The sequence below is a fragment of the Pseudonocardia sp. NPDC049154 genome, from assembly GCF_040648315.1.
GTDB lineage: Bacteria > Actinomycetota > Actinomycetes > Mycobacteriales > Pseudonocardiaceae > Pseudonocardia.
The window spans coordinates 1-19,710 of sequence record NZ_JBEZDN010000004.1 but is presented as its reverse complement, the minus strand read 5'-3'; the positions used below and the strand labels follow the sequence as shown (position 1 = coordinate 19,710).

21 protein-coding genes and 1 tRNA gene are annotated in these 19,710 nt (G+C 70.6%); 6 read left to right on the top strand and 16 right to left on the bottom strand.

Features of this window, described 5'->3' with window-relative positions; genetic code table 11:
- Positions 1–2: 2 nt before the first annotated feature.
- Positions 3–266, bottom strand: coding sequence for a hypothetical protein (locus tag AB0B41_RS03715; protein ID WP_358198583.1), 264 nt, complete (start codon positions 264–266; stop codon positions 3–5).
- Between the two features lie 521 nt (positions 267–787).
- On the opposite strand from AB0B41_RS03715, the gene AB0B41_RS03710 reads away from it, so the two are divergent.
- Positions 788–3,502 carry a heterodisulfide reductase-related iron-sulfur binding cluster gene (locus AB0B41_RS03710; protein WP_358198581.1) on the top strand — a complete coding sequence of 905 codons (2,715 nt, stop codon included), beginning with the start codon at positions 788–790 and terminating at the stop codon, positions 3,500–3,502.
- 390 nt (positions 3,503–3,892) lie between these two features.
- Here AB0B41_RS03710 and AB0B41_RS03705 read toward each other — a convergent pair whose 3' ends face one another.
- The 3 genes from AB0B41_RS03705 to AB0B41_RS03695 are packed head-to-tail and all read right to left on the bottom strand — an operon-like array spanning position 3,893 to position 6,973.
- On the bottom strand, positions 3,893–5,125 hold the full coding sequence (locus AB0B41_RS03705; protein ID WP_358198579.1) for a hypothetical protein: 1,233 nt from the start codon (positions 5,123–5,125) through the stop codon (positions 3,893–3,895).
- A gap of 40 nt (positions 5,126–5,165) precedes the next feature.
- Positions 5,166–5,780 carry a response regulator transcription factor gene (locus AB0B41_RS03700; protein ID WP_358198577.1) on the bottom strand — a complete coding sequence of 205 codons (615 nt, stop codon included), beginning with the start codon at positions 5,778–5,780 and terminating at the stop codon, positions 5,166–5,168.
- Entirely contained in the window at positions 5,777–6,973 is a 1,197-nt protein-coding gene (locus AB0B41_RS03695) for a histidine kinase (protein ID WP_358198575.1), read from the bottom strand. Before AB0B41_RS03695 ends, AB0B41_RS03700 begins: the two co-directional genes overlap by 4 nt.
- Positions 6,974–7,120: 147 nt before the next feature.
- On the opposite strand from AB0B41_RS03695, the gene AB0B41_RS03690 reads away from it, so the two are divergent.
- Both AB0B41_RS03690 and AB0B41_RS03685 read left to right on the top strand, forming a co-directional pair.
- Positions 7,121–8,071: an ABC transporter ATP-binding protein gene (locus tag AB0B41_RS03690; RefSeq protein WP_358198573.1), complete on the top strand. Its 951-nt coding sequence runs from the start codon at positions 7,121–7,123 to the stop codon at positions 8,069–8,071.
- Positions 8,071–8,784, top strand: a complete 714-nt coding sequence (locus tag AB0B41_RS03685; RefSeq protein ID WP_358198571.1) for an ABC transporter permease — start codon at positions 8,071–8,073, stop codon at positions 8,782–8,784. Before AB0B41_RS03690 ends, AB0B41_RS03685 begins: the two co-directional genes overlap by 1 nt.
- A gap of 16 nt (positions 8,785–8,800) precedes the next feature.
- Here AB0B41_RS03685 and dcd read toward each other — a convergent pair whose 3' ends face one another.
- On the bottom strand, positions 8,801–9,382 hold the full coding sequence (dcd, locus tag AB0B41_RS03680) for a dCTP deaminase (protein WP_358198568.1): 582 nt from the start codon (positions 9,380–9,382) through the stop codon (positions 8,801–8,803).
- A gap of 69 nt (positions 9,383–9,451) precedes the next feature.
- Between dcd and AB0B41_RS03675 the strand changes: the two genes are divergently transcribed.
- Positions 9,452–9,522, top strand: a tRNA-Gly gene (locus AB0B41_RS03675).
- Between the two features lie 104 nt (positions 9,523–9,626).
- Here AB0B41_RS03675 and AB0B41_RS03670 read toward each other — a convergent pair.
- From AB0B41_RS03670 to AB0B41_RS03625, 10 genes are all read right to left on the bottom strand, one after another.
- Positions 9,627–9,866, bottom strand: coding sequence for a hypothetical protein (locus tag AB0B41_RS03670; RefSeq protein ID WP_358198566.1), 240 nt, complete (start codon positions 9,864–9,866; stop codon positions 9,627–9,629).
- 9 nt (positions 9,867–9,875) lie between these two features.
- On the bottom strand, positions 9,876–10,598 hold the full coding sequence (locus AB0B41_RS03665; RefSeq protein WP_358198564.1) for a hypothetical protein: 723 nt from the start codon (positions 10,596–10,598) through the stop codon (positions 9,876–9,878).
- A 164-nt stretch (positions 10,599–10,762) separates the two neighbouring features.
- Complete coding sequence (locus AB0B41_RS03660) at positions 10,763–10,978, bottom strand: helix-turn-helix domain-containing protein (protein ID WP_358198562.1); 216 nt, start codon at positions 10,976–10,978, stop codon at positions 10,763–10,765.
- 10 nt (positions 10,979–10,988) lie between these two features.
- Positions 10,989–12,674: a replication initiator gene (locus tag AB0B41_RS03655; protein WP_358198559.1), complete on the bottom strand. Its 1,686-nt coding sequence runs from the start codon at positions 12,672–12,674 to the stop codon at positions 10,989–10,991.
- Positions 12,671–12,967 (bottom strand): hypothetical protein, encoded by a 297-nt coding sequence (locus AB0B41_RS03650; RefSeq protein ID WP_358198557.1) that lies wholly within the window; start codon positions 12,965–12,967, stop codon positions 12,671–12,673. The genes AB0B41_RS03655 and AB0B41_RS03650 overlap by 4 nt, the downstream gene beginning before the upstream one ends.
- A gap of 28 nt (positions 12,968–12,995) precedes the next feature.
- The gene (locus AB0B41_RS03645) at positions 12,996–14,468 is read right to left on the bottom strand and encodes an FtsK/SpoIIIE domain-containing protein (RefSeq protein WP_358198555.1); all 1,473 of its coding nucleotides are present in this window, start codon (positions 14,466–14,468) and stop codon (positions 12,996–12,998) included.
- On the bottom strand, positions 14,465–14,629 hold the full coding sequence (locus AB0B41_RS03640; protein WP_358198553.1) for a hypothetical protein: 165 nt from the start codon (positions 14,627–14,629) through the stop codon (positions 14,465–14,467). The genes AB0B41_RS03645 and AB0B41_RS03640 overlap by 4 nt, the downstream gene beginning before the upstream one ends.
- On the bottom strand, positions 14,626–14,901 hold the full coding sequence (locus AB0B41_RS03635; protein WP_358198551.1) for a WhiB family transcriptional regulator: 276 nt from the start codon (positions 14,899–14,901) through the stop codon (positions 14,626–14,628). Before AB0B41_RS03635 ends, AB0B41_RS03640 begins: the two co-directional genes overlap by 4 nt.
- Positions 14,901–15,308, bottom strand: a complete 408-nt coding sequence (locus tag AB0B41_RS03630; protein WP_358198549.1) for a hypothetical protein — start codon at positions 15,306–15,308, stop codon at positions 14,901–14,903. The genes AB0B41_RS03635 and AB0B41_RS03630 overlap by 1 nt, the downstream gene beginning before the upstream one ends.
- Positions 15,309–15,440: 132 nt before the next feature.
- Positions 15,441–15,872 (bottom strand): plasmid replication, integration and excision activator, encoded by a 432-nt coding sequence (locus AB0B41_RS03625; protein WP_358198545.1) that lies wholly within the window; start codon positions 15,870–15,872, stop codon positions 15,441–15,443.
- A gap of 173 nt (positions 15,873–16,045) precedes the next feature.
- Here AB0B41_RS03625 and AB0B41_RS03620 point away from each other — a divergent pair, with 173 nt between their 5' ends.
- The gene (locus AB0B41_RS03620) at positions 16,046–16,807 is read left to right on the top strand and encodes a GntR family transcriptional regulator (protein WP_358198870.1); all 762 of its coding nucleotides are present in this window, start codon (positions 16,046–16,048) and stop codon (positions 16,805–16,807) included.
- A 12-nt stretch (positions 16,808–16,819) separates the two neighbouring features.
- Complete coding sequence (locus AB0B41_RS03615; RefSeq protein ID WP_358198543.1) at positions 16,820–17,479, top strand: YdcF family protein; 660 nt, start codon at positions 16,820–16,822, stop codon at positions 17,477–17,479.
- A gap of 9 nt (positions 17,480–17,488) precedes the next feature.
- Here the strand turns inward: AB0B41_RS03615 and AB0B41_RS03610 are convergent, their stop codons facing one another.
- On the bottom strand, positions 17,489–19,351 hold the full coding sequence (locus AB0B41_RS03610) for a hypothetical protein (RefSeq protein ID WP_358198541.1): 1,863 nt from the start codon (positions 19,349–19,351) through the stop codon (positions 17,489–17,491).
- Positions 19,352–19,710 lie beyond the last annotated feature (359 nt).

The following is a 19,710-nucleotide window of genomic DNA, read 5'->3' as shown; positions in this document are numbered from 1 at the left end:
GGCTAACCGGTGATCAGGCTGGCGAGGAAGGCGCCGACCTGCGGCCCGTTGCCCGACACCGCGATACCCAGCGCGACCAGGCCGACGAGGAGTCCGACGCTCCGGCGGGCGACGCCGGCGTTGTCCCCCTTGCCGCCGATCCACAGCAGGATGATGGCGATGCCCAGCAGGATGAGTGGGACGATGTTGTCCTGGATCCACCCCTGCAGGCCGTTCGTCGTGAGGTTCTGGGCGTACCAGAGGGTGCGGGCCCCTGGTCCGTTCATCAGTCGTCTCCTGCCGTGATCGAGCGGGCACCCTGCGGGAATGGGGGGAGCACGGGCCGCCAGCGGACCAGGGTAGCCACGACGGCTCGAGGACCTGGTGCGACCACGCCAGAGCCACCCGTTCGCACGCGTTTCCGGGTCCCCTGCGGCACCCGTTCGCGCCAGCTCTCCCACCGACCGTGAAGCGAGGCCCCGCCGATCGGGCTAGCAGCGTGCGCTCCGGTGACCGGTCGTCCCGCCCGGTGGGCCGGACGACCCGGACATTCGGTGATTCCGCTCTCAGAAGGGTACCCTGACCTCGCCGCCCTGACCGGGGGAGCAGCGGTTGCGGAGCGCGTCCGGCACCCCTCGTCTGCGCAGCGTGCCGTGCCCGTCACAGCGCACAGGGCCACCTCGGTGACCTATTCTCCCGCTCACGCGATTGTCGTCGCGAACCGCAACGAGGCCTTTTCGTGTTGCTACTCGTCAGTAACCACGCGTATAGCCTTCTTGCCGGGACCACGACAGGGAGGTTCGTCCACATGACCTGGGTGCAGTACGTGCTCGGCATCGTCACGGTGTTGTCCGCCGTGGTGGCCGTGGCGCTGGTGTGGCGCACGGTGGCGAGCATGGTGAGCATCATCCGCCTGGGCCAGGCCGACGCGACGCGCAACGGCCCGTTCGGGCCGCGGTTGGTCACCATGCTCAAGGAGACCCTGGGCCACACCCGGATGCTGAAGTGGAGCCACGTCGGGGTGTTCCACTGGCTGGTGATGGTCGGCTTCGGCGGGCTGTTCCTGGCGCTGATCGAGGCGTTCGTCGAGGTGTGGAACCCGACCTGGCACCTGCCGGTCATCGGCGAGTGGGGCCCCTACAGCCTGTGGGTGGAGATCCTCGGCGTCGGCACGGTGGTCGGCATCATCCCGCTGATCGTCTACCGCCAGGTGAAGAACCCCAAGCGGTTGGGGCGGGCGTCGCGGTTCTACGGCTCGAACATGGGCCGGGCGTACTTCGTCGAGGCCATCGTGTTCCTCGAGGGCGCCGGGATCCTGATCGTGCGCGCGTCCAAGCTCGCCCTCGGCGCGTTCGACGCGCCGGAGTGGTCGACCTTCGTCTCCGGGCCGCTGTCGACGATCCTGCCCGGTTCGGAGACGCTGATCTCGGTGTTCGCCGCGGTGAAGGTCCTCTCGGCCACGCTGTGGCTGATCGTGATCGCGGCCAAGCCCACGATGGGGGTGGCCTGGCACCGGTTCACCGCGTTCCCGAACATCTACTTCAAGCGCGAGGACGACGGGCGCAAGGCCCTCGGCAACGTCAAGCCGATGACCAGCCAGGGCAAGGTGCTCGACCTGGAGGAGGCCGACCCGGACACCGACACCTTCGGCGCCGGGCGGGTCGAGGACTTCACCTGGAAGGGCTTGCTGGACTTCACCACCTGCACCGAGTGCGGGCGGTGCCAGTCGCAGTGCCCGGCGTGGAACACCGAGAAGCCGCTCTCGCCCAAGCTGCTGGTCAACGCGCTGCGCGACCACGCCTACGCCAAGGCCCCGTACCTGCTCGCCGGCGGGCGCAAGGACATGACCGGCGACGAGGTCGGGCTGACCGGCGACGACGCCGAGGCCCGCCTCGCGGCGATCCCGGAGGCCGCGGTCAAGGAGGCCGAGCGCCCGCTGGTCGGCGGCGAGGACGTCCTCGGTGTGATCGACCCGGACATCCTGTGGTCCTGCACCACCTGCGGGGCGTGTGTGGAGCAGTGCCCGGTCGACATCGAGCACGTCGACCACATCGTCGACATGCGCCGCTACCAGGTCATGATCGAGACGGAGTTCCCCACCGAGCTGTCCGGGCTGTTCAAGAACCTGGAGAACAAGGGCAACCCCTGGGGCTCCAACCAGAAGGACCGGCTGGCCTGGACCCAGGACCTGCCCTTCGAGGTCCCGGTGTTCGACGGCGAGCTCTCCGCCGACACCGAGTACATCTTCTGGGTCGGCTGCGCCGGCGCGTTCGACGACAACGCCAAGAAGACCACCCGGGCCACCGCCGAGCTGCTGCACCGGGCCGGGGTCAACTACGTGGTCCTGGGCACCGAGGAGACCTGCACCGGTGACCCGGCGCGGCGCGCGGGCAACGAGTTCCTGTTCCAGATGATGGCCCAGCAGACCGCCGAGATGCTCAACGCGGTGTTCGAGGGCCGCGAGCCGGGCACCCGGAAGATGGTCACCACCTGCCCGCACTGCCTCAACTCGCTGTCGCGCGAGTACCCCCAGTTGGACGGGCACTACGAGGTCATCCACCACACCCAGCTGCTCAACAAGCTGGTCCGCACCGGCAAGCTCGTCCCGGTCGCCGACCCCGACGCCGCAGTCGCGTCGAGGAAGGTCACCTACCACGACCCGTGCTACCTGGGCCGGCACAACGAGGTCTACGAGGAGCCCCGCGAGCTGGTCTCCGCCGTCGGCACGCTCACCGAGATGCCGCGGCACGGCGACCGCTCCATGTGCTGCGGCGCCGGCGGCGCGCGGATGTGGATGGAGGAGCGGATCGGGCAGCGGATCAACGTCACCCGCACCACCGAGGCGCTCGAGACCCTCTCCCCCGCCGGGGGCGACGGCGCGGCCGCCGCGGCCGGCACGATCGCCGTCGGCTGCCCGTTCTGCCGCACCATGATCGGCGACGGCCTGACCCAGAAACAGGCCGGCGGCGAGGGCGAGCAGGTCCAGGTCCAGGACGTCGCACAGATGCTGCTCGCCTCGGTCCAGCGCGGTGACAGCACTGTCGACACCGCCGTCGCGACGCCGGCCGACGAGGAGGCGACCGAGGGCGACGTCGAGCAGACGACCTCGGCCCCCCTCACCGAGAACACCCCGGCCGGCGCCGCCGACTCCGGCGCCGCCGACTCCGGCGCCGCCAACGCCTCGACCTCCGCGGACGCCGCGGCGGAGACGGTGAAGCCGGCCGAGGCGCCCGGGGACGCGGTCGCGGAGAAGGCCGCCGAGGCGGACGCCACGGGGCCCGACGCGGCCAGGTCCGAGGTCACCACCGGGATGAACGACGCCGCGGTCGAGGGCTCGGCGAAGGAGCCGACCGCGGAGACGGAGGCCGAGACGGCCGGGCCGTCGGAGCCGCCGACCGGGTCGACCGAGGCGTCGAAGGAGTCGACGGGCGCCAACGGCTCCGGTCCCAAGCCGGAGACCAACGGCCACGCCCGCACCGACGCCTCCTCGGGCACCGGCGACAAGGGCGACTCCTCCTCCTGACGCAGTTCCGCCACCGGCCCCGCGATCCGTCGATCGCGGGGCCGGTGGTGTTCTCGGGGCCGGCGTGTGCGTGGGGCGCAGGTGTGGGACGTGGTGCACGATCGCCGGACGCCGCGTCGGGCGGGGTCGTCGACGTCCGGGGCGCGGCGGGGACGAGGGGGCCCAAGAACGAGGCCCTCGGTGACGCCGCGGGAAAGCTGTGATCGTCGGTTCGGACCGTTTCGCGGCCGTGCGCGGCCGGGTGCCGTCCCGAACGGTGATCGTGAAGGCTTCAGCCGGGCGGTCGAAGCGCGACTCGCCGGTGGCCAGAGCGCGACTCGCGGAGGGCCACAGCGCGACTCGCGGGGGCTGCAGCGCGACTCGGGGGAGCCCCCACTGACGGCCCGCGGGTCAGGGGCAGGGGCGGAAGCTCGCGACCCGCCAGGTGGCCTTGGCGGTGTTCTCGGTGCGCACCACGTCGACGGTGCCCAGTGCAGGGACTGCGAGGCCCCAGGCGGTGGAGCAGCCGTCGAGGGCGAGGACGGTGCCCGGCGGCGGGACCGGGGTGGGCGAGGTGGAGGCGCGGGGCGCGGCGGTCGGGCTGCCCGCGGGCACCCGGCTCGCGGCCGCGCCGACCCCGGCGGTGCAGTCGGCGGTACCGGTGGCCTCTGCCAACTGGGTCTGGGCGGCGGGGTCGAGGAGCCGGCACACCGCCTCCGGGTCGGCCGGGGTCAGGCCCTCGCCGAGCTTGGTCAGCACGAGGTCGGGACGGTCGTAGCCGAAGCCCGCCCGCATCTGCGTGCCGGCCTGCTGCGCGATCTGCGCCTCCTGGTCGCGGACCTCGGCGGCGCGGAACTGGTAGCCCACGAACGACACCATGCACAAGGCCGCCCCGACGGCCGCGAGCCGCCAGCGCGGCAACCGCAGCAGTCCGGCGATCAGCACCCCGATGCTCGCGGCGAAGGCCCAGGACCACGGGTTCCCGGCGGTCTCGTGCACGAGCCCGGCGAGCATCGCGATCCCGGCGACGTGCCAGGTCCAGCCCTTGAGCAGCCGATCCAGCCGCAGGAGCGACAGCAGCACGAGCACCACGAGCCCGGCCGCGACCGGCACCCACCAGCGGGTCTGGTCGTCGAACGCCACGAAGAGGAACAGCAGGGCCGCCGCGCCCAGGATCCCGAGCCCGATGGCCCCGCGCCAGCTCCGCGGGCGGAACATCCGCAACGCCTCCGCCGCCGGCGCCCGGTCCCCGCGCGGCTCGCGCTCACCCGATCCGGATCCTCCGGCCGAGTCCGACGAGCGCGCCGGCCCGCCCCTGTCCCGCTGAGCGCCGCGGTCGTCCCGCTCCGAACCGGCCCGGTCCCGTTCGGCCCGGTCCCGCTCAACCCGGACCAGCTCACCCGGGTCCCGCTCGCCCCGATCCCGCTCGCCCCGGTCCCGCTCGACGCCGTCCCGGGGCGCGGCGGAGTCACCCTCGTCCCGCCGGACGTCCTGGGCCCCCGGGTCGGGACGCTGCTCCACGGGCCTCGGCTCGGCGGTGTCGCTCGGCTCCTCGGTCGACCGCGCCGGGGCGTGCCGCCCACTGCGCCACGCCCCCGTCCCGGTGGAGGGGTCGGGGCGGGCTGCAGGGTCGCGGCGCTCCATCGGCGCCCAGCCTAGCGACCCGCAGCGCCCGGTAGCGGCCTCACAACCAGCCGTGGTCGCGGGCCCGCTCCAGCGCCTCCACCCGCGTCGCGACGCCGAGCTTCTGCATCGCCGAGGACAGGTAGTTGCGGACCGTGCCGGCGGACAGGTGCACCCGCGCGGCGATGTCGCCGGCCGTGCCCGCCGGCCCCACCTGCCCGACGCTGCGCAGGACCTGCAGCTCCCGCTCGGTGAGCGGGCAGTCCTCCGTGGTCAGGGCGGTCAGGGCCAGGTCGGGGTCGACGTAGCGGCCGCCGCCGTGCACCCGTCGGATCACGTCGGCGAGCAGCGCGGCGGGCGCACTCTTCGTCACGAAGCCCGCCGCACCGGCCGCCAGCGCGCGCCGCAGCACCCCGGGCCGGGCGTGCCGCGTCAGCACGATGCACCGGACGCCCGGGGCGTTCGCCTGCACCCACTGGGCGACCTCGGCGCCGTCGAGGCCGGGCATCTCGACGTCGAGGACCGCGACGTCCGGCTCCTGCGCGGCGATCGCCGCCACCGCCTCGTCGCCCGAGGACGCCTCGGCGACCACGGTCAGGTCGGCTTCGAGGTTCAGCAGGGCGCCGACGGCTCCCCGGGTGAGCGACTCGTCGTCGGCGAGGACCAGCCGGATCACCGGCCGCTCCCGAGGACCGCCTCGAGCCGGTAGCCGCCCCGCCCGTCGCAGCCGGCGGCGAGCCGTCCGGCGTGCTCCTCCAGGTAGCGCTCCAGCCCGGCGAGCCCGGTACCGGCGCCGTCGCCGGGGCCGGACACGCCGTCGTTGCACACGACCAGCCGGTCCGCGCCGATCTCGATGGTGCAGCGGCTCGGCTCGGCGTGCCGGAGGACGTTGGTCATGGCCTCGCGCAGCACGCGACCGAGGACGTTACGGGCGGCCGGCGCGACGGCCTCCGGGTCGCCCCGTACCTCCAGCGCCACCCCGGCGGAGCCGAGGACCGCCCGCGCCCCGGCGAGCTCGACGGCGAGGTCGGTGTCCCGGGTGCTCCGGACCAGGGCCCTGACCTCCGTCAACGACTCGCGCGCCACCCGTTGCACCTCGTCCATCTCGGACCGCGCCCGGTCGGGGTCGGCCTCCAGCAGCCGGGCGGCGAGCTCGCTCTTGAAGGCGACGACCTCGAGCGCGTGCCCGAGGATGTCGTGCAGGTCGTCGGCGAGCCGGAGCCGTTCGCGGGCGGTGGCGAGCTCGGCGGCGGTGCGGCGCGAGTCGTCGAGGTCGGTGACGGCCTTGAACCACCACAGCCGCTCGACGTCGAGGCACCACATGCTCGCCACGTAGAACCCGGCGATCCCGGCCGCGAACCACGGCGAGACCGGGATGCCCTCGATGGTCGGCTGCACGAGCGCGCCGAGGGCGTAGGTCAGCCCGACGACCACCGCGGCCGAGGCGAGCACCCACAGGGCGATGACCCGCGCCCGTCGGCCCGCGACGACGTCGCCCAGGAGGATCCCGGCCACGAGCGCCCAGGTCCACCCGGCCCACGACGAGGCGACGCCGACGAGCGTGATCGCCAGGCCCACCGCGCACGCGGCGACCACGAACACGGGCGGGGCGGGGGTGCCGAGCGACCGTACGTACCGCCGGATCCGGATCAGGTGCAGCACCATCGCCGCCAGGTAGAGCGGCAGGAGTGCGGCCAGCCAGGCGGGCCCGGGCAGCCCCGTCCACAGCACGAACGCCGGCACGAGCAGCAGCCAGCCGACGGTCATGACCAGCCCGATCCGGCTGAACCGCCGGGCCGCGCGGACCTGCCGCTCCTCGGCGGCGAGCCGCCCCTTCGGCTCGGCCGTCGGCGGCCGGTCGGTCGTCACACGACGACGGTATCCGAGCCGCCCGGCCCGGTCCCGAGCTGCGGCGGGACCGATGACAGCTGTCACGGCCGGCCGTGCACACCGTCAGCAGGACGTGTGATGCGTGCGCCTACCGCGGGACCCCGCCCGCCGGGCACCGTGGTGGTCATGACGGAGACGGTGAGCGAGCCGGCGGTGGCCGGTGCGGGGGGACGCGACACGGCCATCCGGGTACGGGGGCTGCAGGTGCGGTACGGGACGTTCGAGGCCGTCCGGGGGGTCGACCTCGAGGTCCTGCGCGGCGAGGTGTTCGCGCTGCTGGGCACCAACGGCGCGGGCAAGACGACCACGCTGGAGGTGCTCGAGGGGTTCCAGCGGCGCAGCGGGGGCGAGGTCTCGGTGCTCGGCCTCGACCCCGGCACGCAGCGGGACGAGCTGCGGGCGCGGATGGGGATCCAGCTGCAGGAGGGCGGGTTCGTCGAGGAGCTGACGGTCGGGGAGACGCTCGAGCTGTGGGGGAAGCTGGCGGTCCGGCCGGACCGGCCCGACCGGCTGCTCGAGCGTTTCGACCTGGTGCACCGCCGCGACGTGCGCGTCGGCGCCCTGTCCGGCGGCGAGAAGCGGCGCCTCGACCTGGCGACGGCGGTGTGGGGCTCGCCCGAGCTGGTCGTCCTCGACGAGCCGACGACGGGGCTCGACCCGGGATCCCGGCGCCGCACCTGGGACGCGATCCAGGAGCTGCAGGAGGCCGGCCGCACGGTCGTCCTCACCACGCACTACCTGGAGGAGGCCGAGGCGCTGGCCGACCGGGTCGCGATCATGCACGAGGGGCGGCTGGCCGTGTCCGGCACGCTCGAGCAGATCCTCGCGAGCCGGCCGGCCGGGTTCTCGGCGACGCTCCCCGAGGGCGTCACGCCGCCCGACGGCGCGGTGCTGGAGGGCCGGACGATCCGGGTCAGCACCAGGGACCTGCAGCAGGACCTCACCGGGTTCCTGGCCTGGGCGGCGGACCACAGGGTGCGGCTGTCCGACCTGCGGGCCGCGCCGGCGTCGCTCGCCGACATCTACCACTCGATCCGCACCGACTCGCACACCGCGTCGGCACACGAGGAGGCGTGATGGACCGCATCACCGCTCTGGTCTGGTCCGAGCTGAAGCTGATCCTGCGCAACCGGACGCTGCTGACGTCCGTGCTGGTCGTGCCGCTCGCCCTCGGCGTCTTCCTGACCTTCAGCCAGATCGACGCGCCGACCTACGTCGTCGCCATGCAGATCGTGTTCGCCCTGGGCATGGGGGTGTACGTCGGCGGGACGCAGACGCTGGTCGCGCGCCGGCAGTCCCGCGTGCTCAAGCGCTTCCGCACCAGCGGCATCTCCGACGGCGGGCTGCTGGTCGGGACCGTCGGGCCCGCGGCCGTGCTCGCCCTGGCGCAGCTGATCCTGTTCGGGGTGTTCGACGTCGTCGCCGGCCTGCCGGCGCCCGGCGCGCCGCTCGCGCTGCTGCTCGCCGTGCTGGGCGGGCTCGCGCTGGTGACGACGGCGGCGCTCGCCACCGCGATCGTGACGCCCTCCGCCGAGCGGGCGCAGATCACCACGCTGCCGCTGTTCTTCGTGGTCGTCGGGTCCGCGGTGATCATCGCCGTGATCCCGGCGGGCGGCTGGCCCGACATGCTCGCGCTGCTGCCGGGCGGGGCGGTCGGCGCGCTGAGCCGGGTCGCGTACGGCGCGCCGTGGACGCCGTACGCGCTGGTCTCGCTGGTCGTGTGGCCGGTCCTGTTCGGCTGGCTGGCCTCGCGGAACTTCCGGTGGGACGCGCGGGTGGCCGCGGTCTGACCCTGTGGACCGGGCCTCAGCGCCGGGTGTCGACCTTGTGGAAGTTCTTCCACGCACGCGAGGGCGTCGGGCCCCGCTGCCCCTGGTAGCGGGAGCCGACGCCCTCGCTGCCGTAGGGCCGCTCCGCGGGGCTGGAGAGCCGGAACAGGCACAGCTGCCCGATCTTCATGCCCGGCCAGAGCGTGATCGGCAGGTTCGCGACGTTGGAGAGCTCGAGCGTGATGTGGCCGGTGAAGCCCGGGTCGATGAACCCCGCCGTGGAGTGGGTGAGCAGGCCCAGCCGGCCGAGGCTGGACTTTCCCTCGAGCCGCCCGGCCAGGTCGTCCGGCAGGCCGACCTGCTCGAACGTCGACCCGAGGACGAACTCCCCGGGGTGCAGCACGAAGTTGTCCCCGTCGGCCGTCTCGACCGGCGTGGTGAGCTCGTCCTGCTGGATCGACGGGTCGATGTGGGTGTAGCGGGAGTTCTGGAAGACCCGGAAGAAGCGGTCCAGCCGCACGTCGATGCTCGACGGCTGCAGCATCGCCTCGTCCCACGGGTCGAGCCCGAGGCGCCCGGACTCGAGCTCCTTGCGCAGGTCGCGGTCCGAGAGCAACACGCCCGCAGCCTATCCGGGGAGGTGGATCGAGGGCCGCAGCGGGGATGCTAGAGTCGGCTCTCACGCACTGCGGATGTAGTTCAATGGTAGAACATCAGCTTCCCAAGCTGAATACGCGGGTTCGATTCCCGTCATCCGCTCTCAGAACAAAGGCCCAGCTCAGACGGTGTCCACACCGGAGCTGGGCCTTCGTCGTTCCAGAGATCATCGGCGTCCGTAGCAACAGCACAGCAACAAGCTCTGCTCAACCGACGCCGCGGTGCTCATCGACAAGGGCCGAGAGCCGGTCGGCGATGAGCCGGTCCGCATCGCTCGTCGCGCGCTGGTAGATGAGCGCGGCACGCATGTCGTCGTGCCCCATCCGCGCCATCAGGTCCTTGGTCGACATGCCCGCCTTCGACGCCCAGATGTTCCCGGCGTGCCGCAGGTCGTGGAAGTGGACACCGGCCAGGCCGAGCGTGCGCATCAGCTCGGGCCACTTCACCCGCTGACCTCACGCACCCCGGTGAAGCGCCCTCCCCTGCACACCTGTGAACAGCAGAGCGTCGGGACCGGCGTCGACGAACTCGGCCAGGTGGTCGATGAGATCCTTCCGGATCGCGGCCGGAACGGCGACAGTGCGGACGCCAGCGCGAGACTTGGGCGGGCCGACGACGAGGCCCTTGCCCCGGACCTCGGAGTGGGCGAACGCGATACGCACCGTGCTGCCGTCGGGAGCGACATCTTGGCGGCGCAGCGCCGAGGTCTCGCCCCAGCGCAACGAGGCGAACGCAGCGAGAAGGATCATCGCTCGCCAACGGCGGTTCGGCATGGCGTCCGCGATCTGGAAGACCTGCGCCACGGTGAGGACAGGGCGCTCGTCTCGGCTCTCGCGATCGGCGCCGCGGATGCGGCAGGGGTTCGCGGTGAGCAGCTTGTCCTCCTCCACCGCGGTGTTCAGCACAGCGCGTAGCAGCCGGTACGCCTTCGCGGCGCTGGTCTCGGACACTCCGCGCTTGGTGAGCAGGTCGGAGCGCCATTGCCGAACGGTCGCGCTCGTCAGACCGGCGAGGGGCACGGTCCCGATCTCCGGAGTGATGTAGCGCCGCAGCAGCCACTGGTACAGCTCAACGGTGCGGGGGCGAAGCGCCGGGCGCTGGATGATCCACTGCTCCGCGTAGTCCGCGAGCGCCACCTTGCCGCGCTCGGGGTTCGTCCAGTCGCCGGCGACGATCACGGACTCGACCTTGTTCAGCCAGCGGTCGGCGTCCCGCTCCCGCTTGAAGCGGTGCGGAGCGAAGTGGCGCCGGTTGTCAGGGCCGAGGTAGCTGGCCTGGTACTCGCCGATCGGCGTCTTTCGGATGCTGCCGAACCGGCGCCGTCTGCCTTTGTCGTTCGGCATCAGGCAGCCCCGCTGAGGTCTCGCCGCACGCGGTCGTCCGTGATCGCTTCCACCCGTCCGGCCTGTACGAACGCGTCCAGGTCGACGACCGCGATCCGCACGTGAGCGCCCACCTTGTGGAAGGCGATCCGCCGTTCGGCGACGAGCCGGCGCACGAAGCGGACCGAGGTGTTCAGGTGCTCGGCCGCCTCGACGACCGTCAGATACGCAGTCATCCGCTCCCCCTCAGGCTGCAAGATCGTCGGTTGCCGAACGCTCGGCGGTGGGTGGGTCGCCTGCGGCCATGAGCGCAGCGTCGTAGTCGGCGCGCCATCGCTGTCTCTGGTTGATCGCGTGCAGGAGCAGGACCTGCCGAGGCGGGATGTCGGTGTCACCGGGGGCGGTGCGTTCCCACGCGAACGGGCCGTCGTCGACCGGGTAGGAGGGCTTCACTCCGGCGCGGTCGAGGAGTTGCCGAACGAACTCCGCGCGCTCGGCGCGGTGGTCCTTCAAGCTCTTGTTGGACCACTTCCGCGAGACGAGGACGCGGCGACCGGCGATGCCCAGGTGTTCGGGCTTGTGCGCCTTGCTCTTGCACTGCCCCGGCTTCGTCGAGAGCCGGGCGCCCTTGGGTTGGATGCCGTAGAGCAGCCAGATCCCGCACCGCGGCGAGCACGGGGTGATCGCGAGTTCCGCGGTGAGCCGGCGGTGGTGCTCCCGCATCCGGGTCGAAGCGTCGGGGGTGAGCCCAGCGGCCTGGGTGATCGACTTGGTGAGGTACTTGGTCAGGTAGCCGACGTGTCGCCCGGCTTCCTCGGTGCCACCGAGGATGCCCTTCACGTGGACCTGCATCCCGAACGTCACGACGTGGGTGGGCTCGGTGAGGACGTCCGGGTCGGTGGCCTCGTCAAAGGTCGGCAGCGGCTCGCGGGTGTGCGGGTCGACGAACCCCCTGTCGCCGTCGGCCCAGCGGGGTAGCCGGTCCCCGCTGTGGGTGATCTCGTCGTGGGAGGGCCAGAACACCTGGTGATAGGTCGCAGCCGCGATCGCTTTGAGTTCCGCGCGCGGGATGCTGCCGCGGATGGCGGCGTGGAAGTGCGGCGCCCCGCGCTTCTGCGGTTCGACGGTGCCGAAGTACTGCACCTCCCACCCGACACAGCGGCGCGTGTTCTGCCAGAACCGGTCCACCAGCCGCGGGAAGTGGATCGCGTCCCGAGCCGCACGGCGGTAGTCATAGGAGTCCGGGTCGAGCGCGGCCCCGTCCCCGTCGACCCGCCCGTACGAGTCCAGGGTGAGGGTGAGAAAGGTGGAGGGTCGGTACTTGCCGCCGAACACCTCCCCGACGGTGCGGTTCTCCACCGGGCGGCGCGGGAGGTCCGGGGCGTCCTGCCGACGTCGGGTGGTCCGCCGGACGGCCTTGGGCAGCGGGTCGAGCGGAGCGAGGCGGCCCCGAACGCCGGCGGCGCGGATCTCTTGGTCCAGCTCTGCGACGGCCTCCCGGATCTCCTCGCAGTCCTCGTCCAGGCCATCGCTGCGCGCGGTCGTGTAGGCGGCGTGCAGGTCGGCGCGGTAGGCGAGCAGCCGCTTCTGGTGCTCGGTCGGGTCGGCGGGCTGGTCGAACGGTTCGTGCTCGAGGTGCCATCCCTCGCGGGCCTGGACCATGCGTTCGCGGCGAGCCTTCTCCGCGCACGGGCGGCACTGGTCCTCCCGCGTCGACTTGCACGGCGTGGCGACCACGTCGACCCGTCCGGTCGTCATATCGATCCGCCGCATGGCGAGCGGGCGGACGCAGACACCGTTGTCCTCGGCGAGCCGCTGGGCGACGTCGTCGGAAAGGGCCAGGAGCGCCTTCTGCGCGCGGGTGAGTGAGTCCTGGTCGACGTGGCCCGCGGCGTTGATGGGAATGCCGTCGGGCAGCGTGTGGGCGGTCATGCGGCGTCCCTCCGGTCGATGGGGTGGCTGGTGCGCCAGTGCCGGGTGTCGGTGTGCCGAGGCGGCGCGGGCTCGTTGCGGACGGCGGCGAGGCGACGGCGGATGCGCAGCTCCCGACGGATGAGCGCGACCACGGCCCAGAGGGCGCCGGTGCCGAGGAGACCGAAGGCGACCGTGTTGAACCAGAACTCGACGGTGGGGCTGAGCGAGGCGGCGAACGCGGCCGCGGTGAGCACGAGGAAGCAGACCTCAGCGATGACGATCTCGGTGGAGCGGCCGCGACTGAACGCCATCACCACTCACCCCCCTTGATCTGCGTGTTCAAGCTGCGACCTCCGGCCGGGCGGGGGCGGGCAGGACGGCAGGGCCGGACCCGTCGCGGACGTAGGTGTCCAGCTCGTCGAGGTAGGCGTCGTCGAGGTGGAAGGCGCGCACGCGGTCGATCTGGCGGCGGCCCTCACTGAGCACCCACGCGACGCCGGGGGTGTCCTCGGAGATCTCGTCCGCAGCGGCACCGCGGGCGCGGGCTCCGTCACCGAGGGCGAGGTTGACCTGGTCGGGCTCGTCCAAGCGCATGGCGATCTTCGTCGGGAACAGGTGCCGGAAGTCCAGGACGGCCTTGCGCGGGTCCTGCACCTGCCCCACCACGCACACTCCGGGCGCACGGCCCTGGCTCGTGATGGACTGCAACGCCGCGTTCGCGCGCGCCTTCAACCCGCGGTCGGTCTGGTAGGCCACGACGTCGGCGAGCTCGTCGACGACCAGGAGCACGAACGGCTGCCCCGACCCCGGCGTCCATGCCTTCTTCTTCGACTCGCGGAAGTGCGCGGCGCGTTGGCGGGTGAGGGTGGCGACGTGTTCGAGCAGCTCGACCGCGTCCGGGCCGTTGTCGTAGACAAGGCGGGTGAACAGACCGGAGGCACGGCCCAGTTCCATCCCGCCCTTCGGGTCCACCCCGAACACCTGCACGTGACCGGAGCGGATTGCCGGAGCGAGCGCCCACAACAGCGCCCACACCACCGACGACTTCCCGGCCCCGGTGGAGCCGACGACGAGCAGATGGTTCCCGAGCAGGCGCAACACGAACTCCCGCCCGGTCTCGACCATCCCGACGACCAGGCGCCCGAGGTCGACCACCGCGTCGGCAGCGGCGAGCAGGGCCGGTGCGACCGGCGCGGCGAGGGTGTCGCGGTGGATCAGGTCGAGCCAGATCCGGCGCGGCTTCTCGACCCGGACCCGGCAGGAGGTGGCGCCGAAGGCGTGCGCCAGTTCCCCGGCGCGGGCCTCGAAGTCCTTCGGGGCCTGGCCGTGCAGCAGCCCGACGAGCACGCGGTCACGCCAGCCATCGGCGCGGACCCGCCTGACGCGCGGGTAGTACCAAGAGCGCCCGACGCGGCGCGCAATCCCGGACAGCCTCATCGTGCGGCGCCAGACGATCGCGTAGACGCGTGCCCGACGGAACTCCGAGGCGAGCTGGGCCCCGGCGGTGCGGGTGAACGAGTCTCGCCAGCGCCACCACCAGCCCGCGAGCAGCGCGACGGCGCCCATGCCGACGCCGAGGGGCCACCACCAGCCGTGCCAGGACCCGAGCACCACGAGCCCGACCGACGTGGTGAGGGCAATCGGGTAGCGGTAGACGCGGCGGGCGGCGAAGTTCACGGCGACGGCGAGCACCCCGACCGCGATGACCGGGGACAACACGGTCAGGACGGGCTTGGGCAGCATGGTCCACCACGGCAGCCGTGGGCGTTCGATCTCCAACGGGGCGGGCGAGGTCCAGTCCTTGCGGCTCATGAGCGGGTCTCCTTCCTGCGCCGGGGCCGGGTGGTGACCGCGGTCAGCGGGAACAGCACGGCTTGGCCGAGGTGATCGGCGCAGCGCCGGCGGCGCGGGTCGGGCCGCTCGGACAGCGGGGTCCGGCACACCTCGCAGCGGTCGACGCGGGAGGTGGTCATGCCGCGTCCGCCTGATCGGAGTGGCCGGGGTTGGCGAGGACGTCGCGCTCCTCCGGGGTCGTCCCGGCGACGACACCGAACCGCGAGTCCGTTGCCTCCCAGCGCATCTGATCGGCCAGGCAGGCCGTACGGACTGGACAGCCGGCGCACACACGACGAGCGGCGGCGACACGGGCCGGGTAGTCGAGCGCGGTGTTGTCGGGGAAGAACAGCTCGGGATCGGTGCCGGGACGGGCGCACAGCGCGCCGGCGGGGAAGCCAATGACTCGCATCAGGCCACCCCCAGCTCTGCCCAGTTCGACAGCGACCCGGCCGCATCCGAGGTCGGGCGCTGCTCGGCACGGGCGCGCCAGTCGGAAGCGGACTCCCGCCAGAACCGGACCTCGTCCCGCTCGAACTGTTCGGCTCCGCCCACCGCGGCGATGTAGACGAACGGCACCCCGGCAGGGCTGTGGCGGTACAGGACCCGCCACCACCGAGCAGCGCGCTCGTGCAGGACCGCGAGCCGATCCGCGCGGGCGGCCCAGTCGAGCGGGGTCTTGGTGGGCATCGCGTCGATCGCCTGGTGCTGCAACCGCAGGCGACCGAACGCGGCATCGACGATGGCCGGGATCGACCCCGGCGCGGCGCGGTGGTCGGGGACGAAGGCGGGCGGCTGGTAGGTGCGGGTGCGGGTCATCTAGCCTCGGTGTCCTTCCAAGTCTGGCCGTACTGCCTGCTCAGGGCGTGATGTCGGGTGAGGGAGAACGGAGGGGAGTCCGCTGGAATCGGGCTCCCCTCCACCCTCGATCGGTGGTCGGGTCATTGGTCCTCAGGCGGCCTCCGAGTTGCCCCCGGACCGCGGCGTCGGCTTGTGCCCGACGGTCGGGGCGCGCATCGCGGTAGCCCGGAAGCTGTAGGCCACCCGCGGGCGACCGCCGTTCTCCTGCACGTACGGGGTCACGGTCAGACCGTCGAACTCGACCGGCCGGAACGGCATCCCCGCGAGGGTCTCCGGCGGCACCGGCTGGTGGGTGGCGGCGAGCTTGACCACGACGGTCTTGTCCGCCCGCCGGGCGTCGGGGTCCGCGTCGAGCACTGAGACCGACCAGACCGGCAGCCCAGACTCCTTGTCGAGCTGCTGGACCGGGCGGCCCTGGCTGGACTTGTCGAAGTCGCGCACTGCCTCGACCTCGGACACCACGTAGGCGCCGTGCGGGAAGACGTCCCCCATCGACACCGGGAACCTGTTCTTGATCGCCATCGCTGTTTCCTCTGCTCGTGGTCCGCACTGAGGGTCAGCGCGTTAGAACCACCTCTATAGAAGCAAGACCTGCTGACACTGTCAATAGAGGGGGTTCTATCGGCCGGATGGGCCGTAGCTGAGGCGGTACAGCTACCGTTATCGGAGTCGACCGGGGAGGACCATTGAGCACGGTGGGGTACCGCGAGCTGGCAGCGATCCTGCGGGACGCGATCCAGCAGGGCACCTACGCGCCCGGCGACACCCTGCCCAAGCAGGACGAGCTGGCCGCCACGCACGGGGTCAACGTCAAGACCGTCCGCAACGCCGTGGCCATGCTCGAAGCCGAAGGCCTCGTGACCCCGATCCGGCGCCGCGGAACCGTCGTCCGCACCCCGCCACCGATGCGCCGCCTGGGCGTGGACCGCTACAGCAAGAAGAAGTGGAAGTACGGCGACGTCGTCGCGTTCGCAGCCGACCGCGAGGCCTCAGGCCGCGAGTGGAAGCCCACCGACCAGACCCAGACCGTCTCCCTCGTCGACGCGGACGCCGAGATCGCCGAGGCCTACGACATCGAACCCGGCGCACCGGTCTACGCACGGGCGCGGCTCGTGAAGGACGGCGACCAGCCCACCCACACCCTCACGAGCTACTACCTGCCCGCCCACGTCGAAGGCACCCCGCTCGTCGACCCCACACCAGGCCCGGCCGGGCGCGGGGGAGGGTTCGCCGTCCTCACCATGCAGGGCCTCGAACCCGACCGCATGACCGAGTCCTTCTACGCGCGCATGCCCACCCCGGACGAGGCCGAGCAGCTCGACCTCCCCGCCGGCGAGCCCGTGATGATCCTCAACCGCCGCACCTACACCGCCGACGGCACCCTCGTCGAAGTCGCACGAGGCGTCCACGCAGCCTCACGCTTCTCCTGGACCTACTCCTTCGACATCCCCGACTAGAAGGACCCAGCGATGCCGAACACCACCATCCCCGCCGAGCTCCGCGCCGACGTGGAGACCCTGTGGGAGTTCAACCAGATGCACCACCAGCTACGCCCCGTCGACCTCGGCATCGGACTCGGCAGCCACGACCTCGGAGTCGCCACCTACACCGCCGAGCTGTACCACCAGGGCTACTTCCCCCGAATCGTCTTCACCGGCGCCAACGCCCCCACCACCATCGAACGCTTCCCCCGCGGCGAAGCCGTCCACTACCGCGAACACGCCCTCTCCCTCGGCGTCCCCGACGAAGCCATCCTCGTCGAGCCCAACGCCACCAACACAGGCGAGAACATCGACTTCACCCGCGCCCTGATCGAGGACGAGGTCCCGCCGGTTCGCTCGGTCATGTTGATCTCACGGCCCTACCAGCAGCGACGCGCCTACGCCATGTGCCGCCTCCGTTGGCCGGACGTCGACGTCGTCTGCGTCTCGCAAGCAGTGGACGTAGTTTCCTATGCTGGCCAGCTCGGGGTCGATCGCGTTATCAACATGCTTGTTGGCGACACCCAGCGATTGTGGGTATACGCAGATTATGACTGGGCGGCACGCCAGGCAATTCCCGATGATGTGAAGCGGGCATACGATCACCTTGTCGCCGCGGGATTTTCGAAGCGCGTAATCCAGGCCTGAGTAACAAGCCTATTTGTCGTCCTCGCTAGTGACTAGGCGGCTATTTCGCCTATCTATCGGTTTAACACCCATCGGGATAAATGAGCGTCGTTTGGGCTCGGCCCCCTCCGGCAGCTCATCGAGCCACGGCTTAACGATCGTGACATCAAGTTGCCCCGACGGCCAGGCAAATCCCGGCGCCCGCGAACGTTTCCTATCGGGATAGATCGGAGCGTCACGCGCGCGCCATAGCCCGGGCAGAGCAAGAAGAGTGGCTGCACCGACTAGCGCAACGTAGACCCAGACGGAGACTACCGAACGATCCCCTTCGGACAGAGTCAATAGATTTGCTTTCCCTGCCACTTCAAATGCTTGACTAATTGCGGGGAGACCAAGGACTATCGCCGCGACGAGCGCCCCCGCAGCGAGGCGGATCGATCGACGAGATGCCCTTCTCGCTTCCTGCGAAGCGACGAGATTCCTGAGGAGATCGATCCGATCACTCAGCTGCTGCCTGAGGCGCGGCCCTCGAAGCTCGGCGAAGATGTGGTCGGCAAGATCCGTGGCTGTGCCAGCCATGAAAAGCACTCGATCTTGCTCTACCAAGCCATAGATCAGCCGCCGCTGCAGATCTTCCGCTGTTTCTGACGTAGATCGGCCAACAGTCAAGTCCAGCTCTGCATCAAGCACCCGAAGCTGCCAGTAGCGAATCAGAGCATTCTCGATAACCACCAATCTATTTAGAAGCCCAAACCCTTCCCTCCCAGTATCGGAGGCATCGAAGTTCCACTGGACTCGAATTGACGTGCCACCCGAACTGTAAAATGATGTAGATTCCTCGATGGAGAAGTCCCGCATGAATTCCTCTCCAAGGGTCGCAATGCGGACCTCATCAACATCATGAACCCCTGCAAGGAGACGTGCCAGCTCGCTGCCGTGCAACGCTTCCCAGGCTCCCCGGCTGCTGCATCGACAATCCCAGTGATTGATCGCAATCGTCGTGTGACACAACCAGGCAGGCGAGATCGAGTTGCCAAAATATGATGCCAGCGCGTAATGAACGATGTCGTAGACGTCCGCGACCCGCGCAGTACTGTCAACTCGAAGTCGCACCCAGCGCTCACCTTCAGAAACATCTGGCTCCCAGTCGCCCCTGATAAGTGAGACAGGGTTTCTCCAGAATTTTGCATACCGCTTCGCAATAGACTCGGGAATCCTTAGGGCAGTAAGCCTCGCCTTGTCCGACCTAGTCGCCGACGCAAGCATTCGAAGCGAGACCGGCTCCTGAACCGTGTAGCCGATCGACATGATTGCTACGCCAGACTCATGCAGCACGAGTTCCAAATCTGCTCGCTGATCGTCGATGGACAGCGGCGAATCTAGGAGCGATACCTTAAGATCAACTGACTTTAGCTTCAACCTATAAAATGGATTGGCAGCCAAATACTCGCCGGGGTACAGATCCTTGTCGATTGCGTGACGGATCAGGTCATGAATCGACAGGTCTCTAACTTTTCGATCCATCTCCTCGGCTTCAGCTTTGAAGTCCGCCTTAGGATCTTCTTCTTCACGTTCTGAACCGCCTTGACCCCGACGGGTCACGACCCCGAAGATTGCTTTGAACAAGATCCATCTCATCCGCCAACTCGCGGATCGAAGATACCGCCAAGTTAAACCGCTGGCGGTTTCATTCTCGTAGCTGCCGAGTTCACGCAGTAGATCTAACGACTTCGCAAGTGATTTGTAAGTCTCTGACAAGCGCACTTCACCACTTGACGGCTCGACCATCAACTCAGCTACGCCATCATCCAACAACCTGGCCGCCAGCGCGCGATGCGATATCGATCTACCAAAGTCAAACGCGTATGTGTGTGTCACGAAGGCATCGGCCACTCGCGCTTCGTGCTTGCCGCCGGATCCGAGTCTTCTGAGCACTCGGTCAATATACGCGGGCGTTCGGGGGACCTGGGATCGGAATCGCCGAACCCGTTTCGACCTCGCCCGAGTCGCGCCGCTTGATTCGCCGTGCCCTGGTACACCCGCACAGCGGAACGTTTGCCGAGTCCGCCTGTATGAGATCAAGGCGCCGCCTCCGGCGGCGCGGGGGGGGGAGCGCGGCCCCGCGCGGGGCGGGCGGGCCGGCCGCGGGGCCCCGCGCGGGCGGCGGCCGCCGGGCGCCGGGGGCGGGGCCCCCCCCCCGCCCGCCCGGCCCCCCGCCGCCGGCCCCGCCGCGCCCCGGCGCGGGGGGGGCG

Excerpts from the sequence above, each read along its gene's own strand:
- AB0B41_RS03715 (WP_358198583.1), bottom strand. The coding sequence starts at position 266 with ATGAACGGACCAGGGGCCCGCACCCTCTGGTACGCCCAGAACCTCACG.
- AB0B41_RS03710 (WP_358198581.1), top strand. The coding sequence starts at position 788 with ATGACCTGGGTGCAGTACGTGCTCGGCATCGTCACGGTGTTGTCCGCC.
- AB0B41_RS03705 (WP_358198579.1), bottom strand. The coding sequence starts at position 5,125 with ATGGAGCGCCGCGACCCTGCAGCCCGCCCCGACCCCTCCACCGGGACG.
- AB0B41_RS03690 (WP_358198573.1), top strand. The coding sequence starts at position 7,121 with ATGACGGAGACGGTGAGCGAGCCGGCGGTGGCCGGTGCGGGGGGACGC.
- AB0B41_RS03685 (WP_358198571.1), top strand. The coding sequence starts at position 8,071 with ATGGACCGCATCACCGCTCTGGTCTGGTCCGAGCTGAAGCTGATCCTG.
- AB0B41_RS03660 (WP_358198562.1), bottom strand. The coding sequence starts at position 10,978 with ATGACTGCGTATCTGACGGTCGTCGAGGCGGCCGAGCACCTGAACACC.
- AB0B41_RS03655 (WP_358198559.1), bottom strand. The coding sequence starts at position 12,674 with ATGACCGCCCACACGCTGCCCGACGGCATTCCCATCAACGCCGCGGGC.
- AB0B41_RS03650 (WP_358198557.1), bottom strand. The coding sequence starts at position 12,967 with ATGGCGTTCAGTCGCGGCCGCTCCACCGAGATCGTCATCGCTGAGGTC.
- AB0B41_RS03645 (WP_358198555.1), bottom strand. The coding sequence starts at position 14,468 with ATGAGCCGCAAGGACTGGACCTCGCCCGCCCCGTTGGAGATCGAACGC.
- AB0B41_RS03640 (WP_358198553.1), bottom strand. The coding sequence starts at position 14,629 with ATGACCACCTCCCGCGTCGACCGCTGCGAGGTGTGCCGGACCCCGCTG.
- AB0B41_RS03635 (WP_358198551.1), bottom strand. The coding sequence starts at position 14,901 with ATGCGAGTCATTGGCTTCCCCGCCGGCGCGCTGTGCGCCCGTCCCGGC.
- AB0B41_RS03630 (WP_358198549.1), bottom strand. The coding sequence starts at position 15,308 with ATGACCCGCACCCGCACCTACCAGCCGCCCGCCTTCGTCCCCGACCAC.
- AB0B41_RS03625 (WP_358198545.1), bottom strand. The coding sequence starts at position 15,872 with ATGGCGATCAAGAACAGGTTCCCGGTGTCGATGGGGGACGTCTTCCCG.
- AB0B41_RS03615 (WP_358198543.1), top strand. The coding sequence starts at position 16,820 with ATGCCGAACACCACCATCCCCGCCGAGCTCCGCGCCGACGTGGAGACC.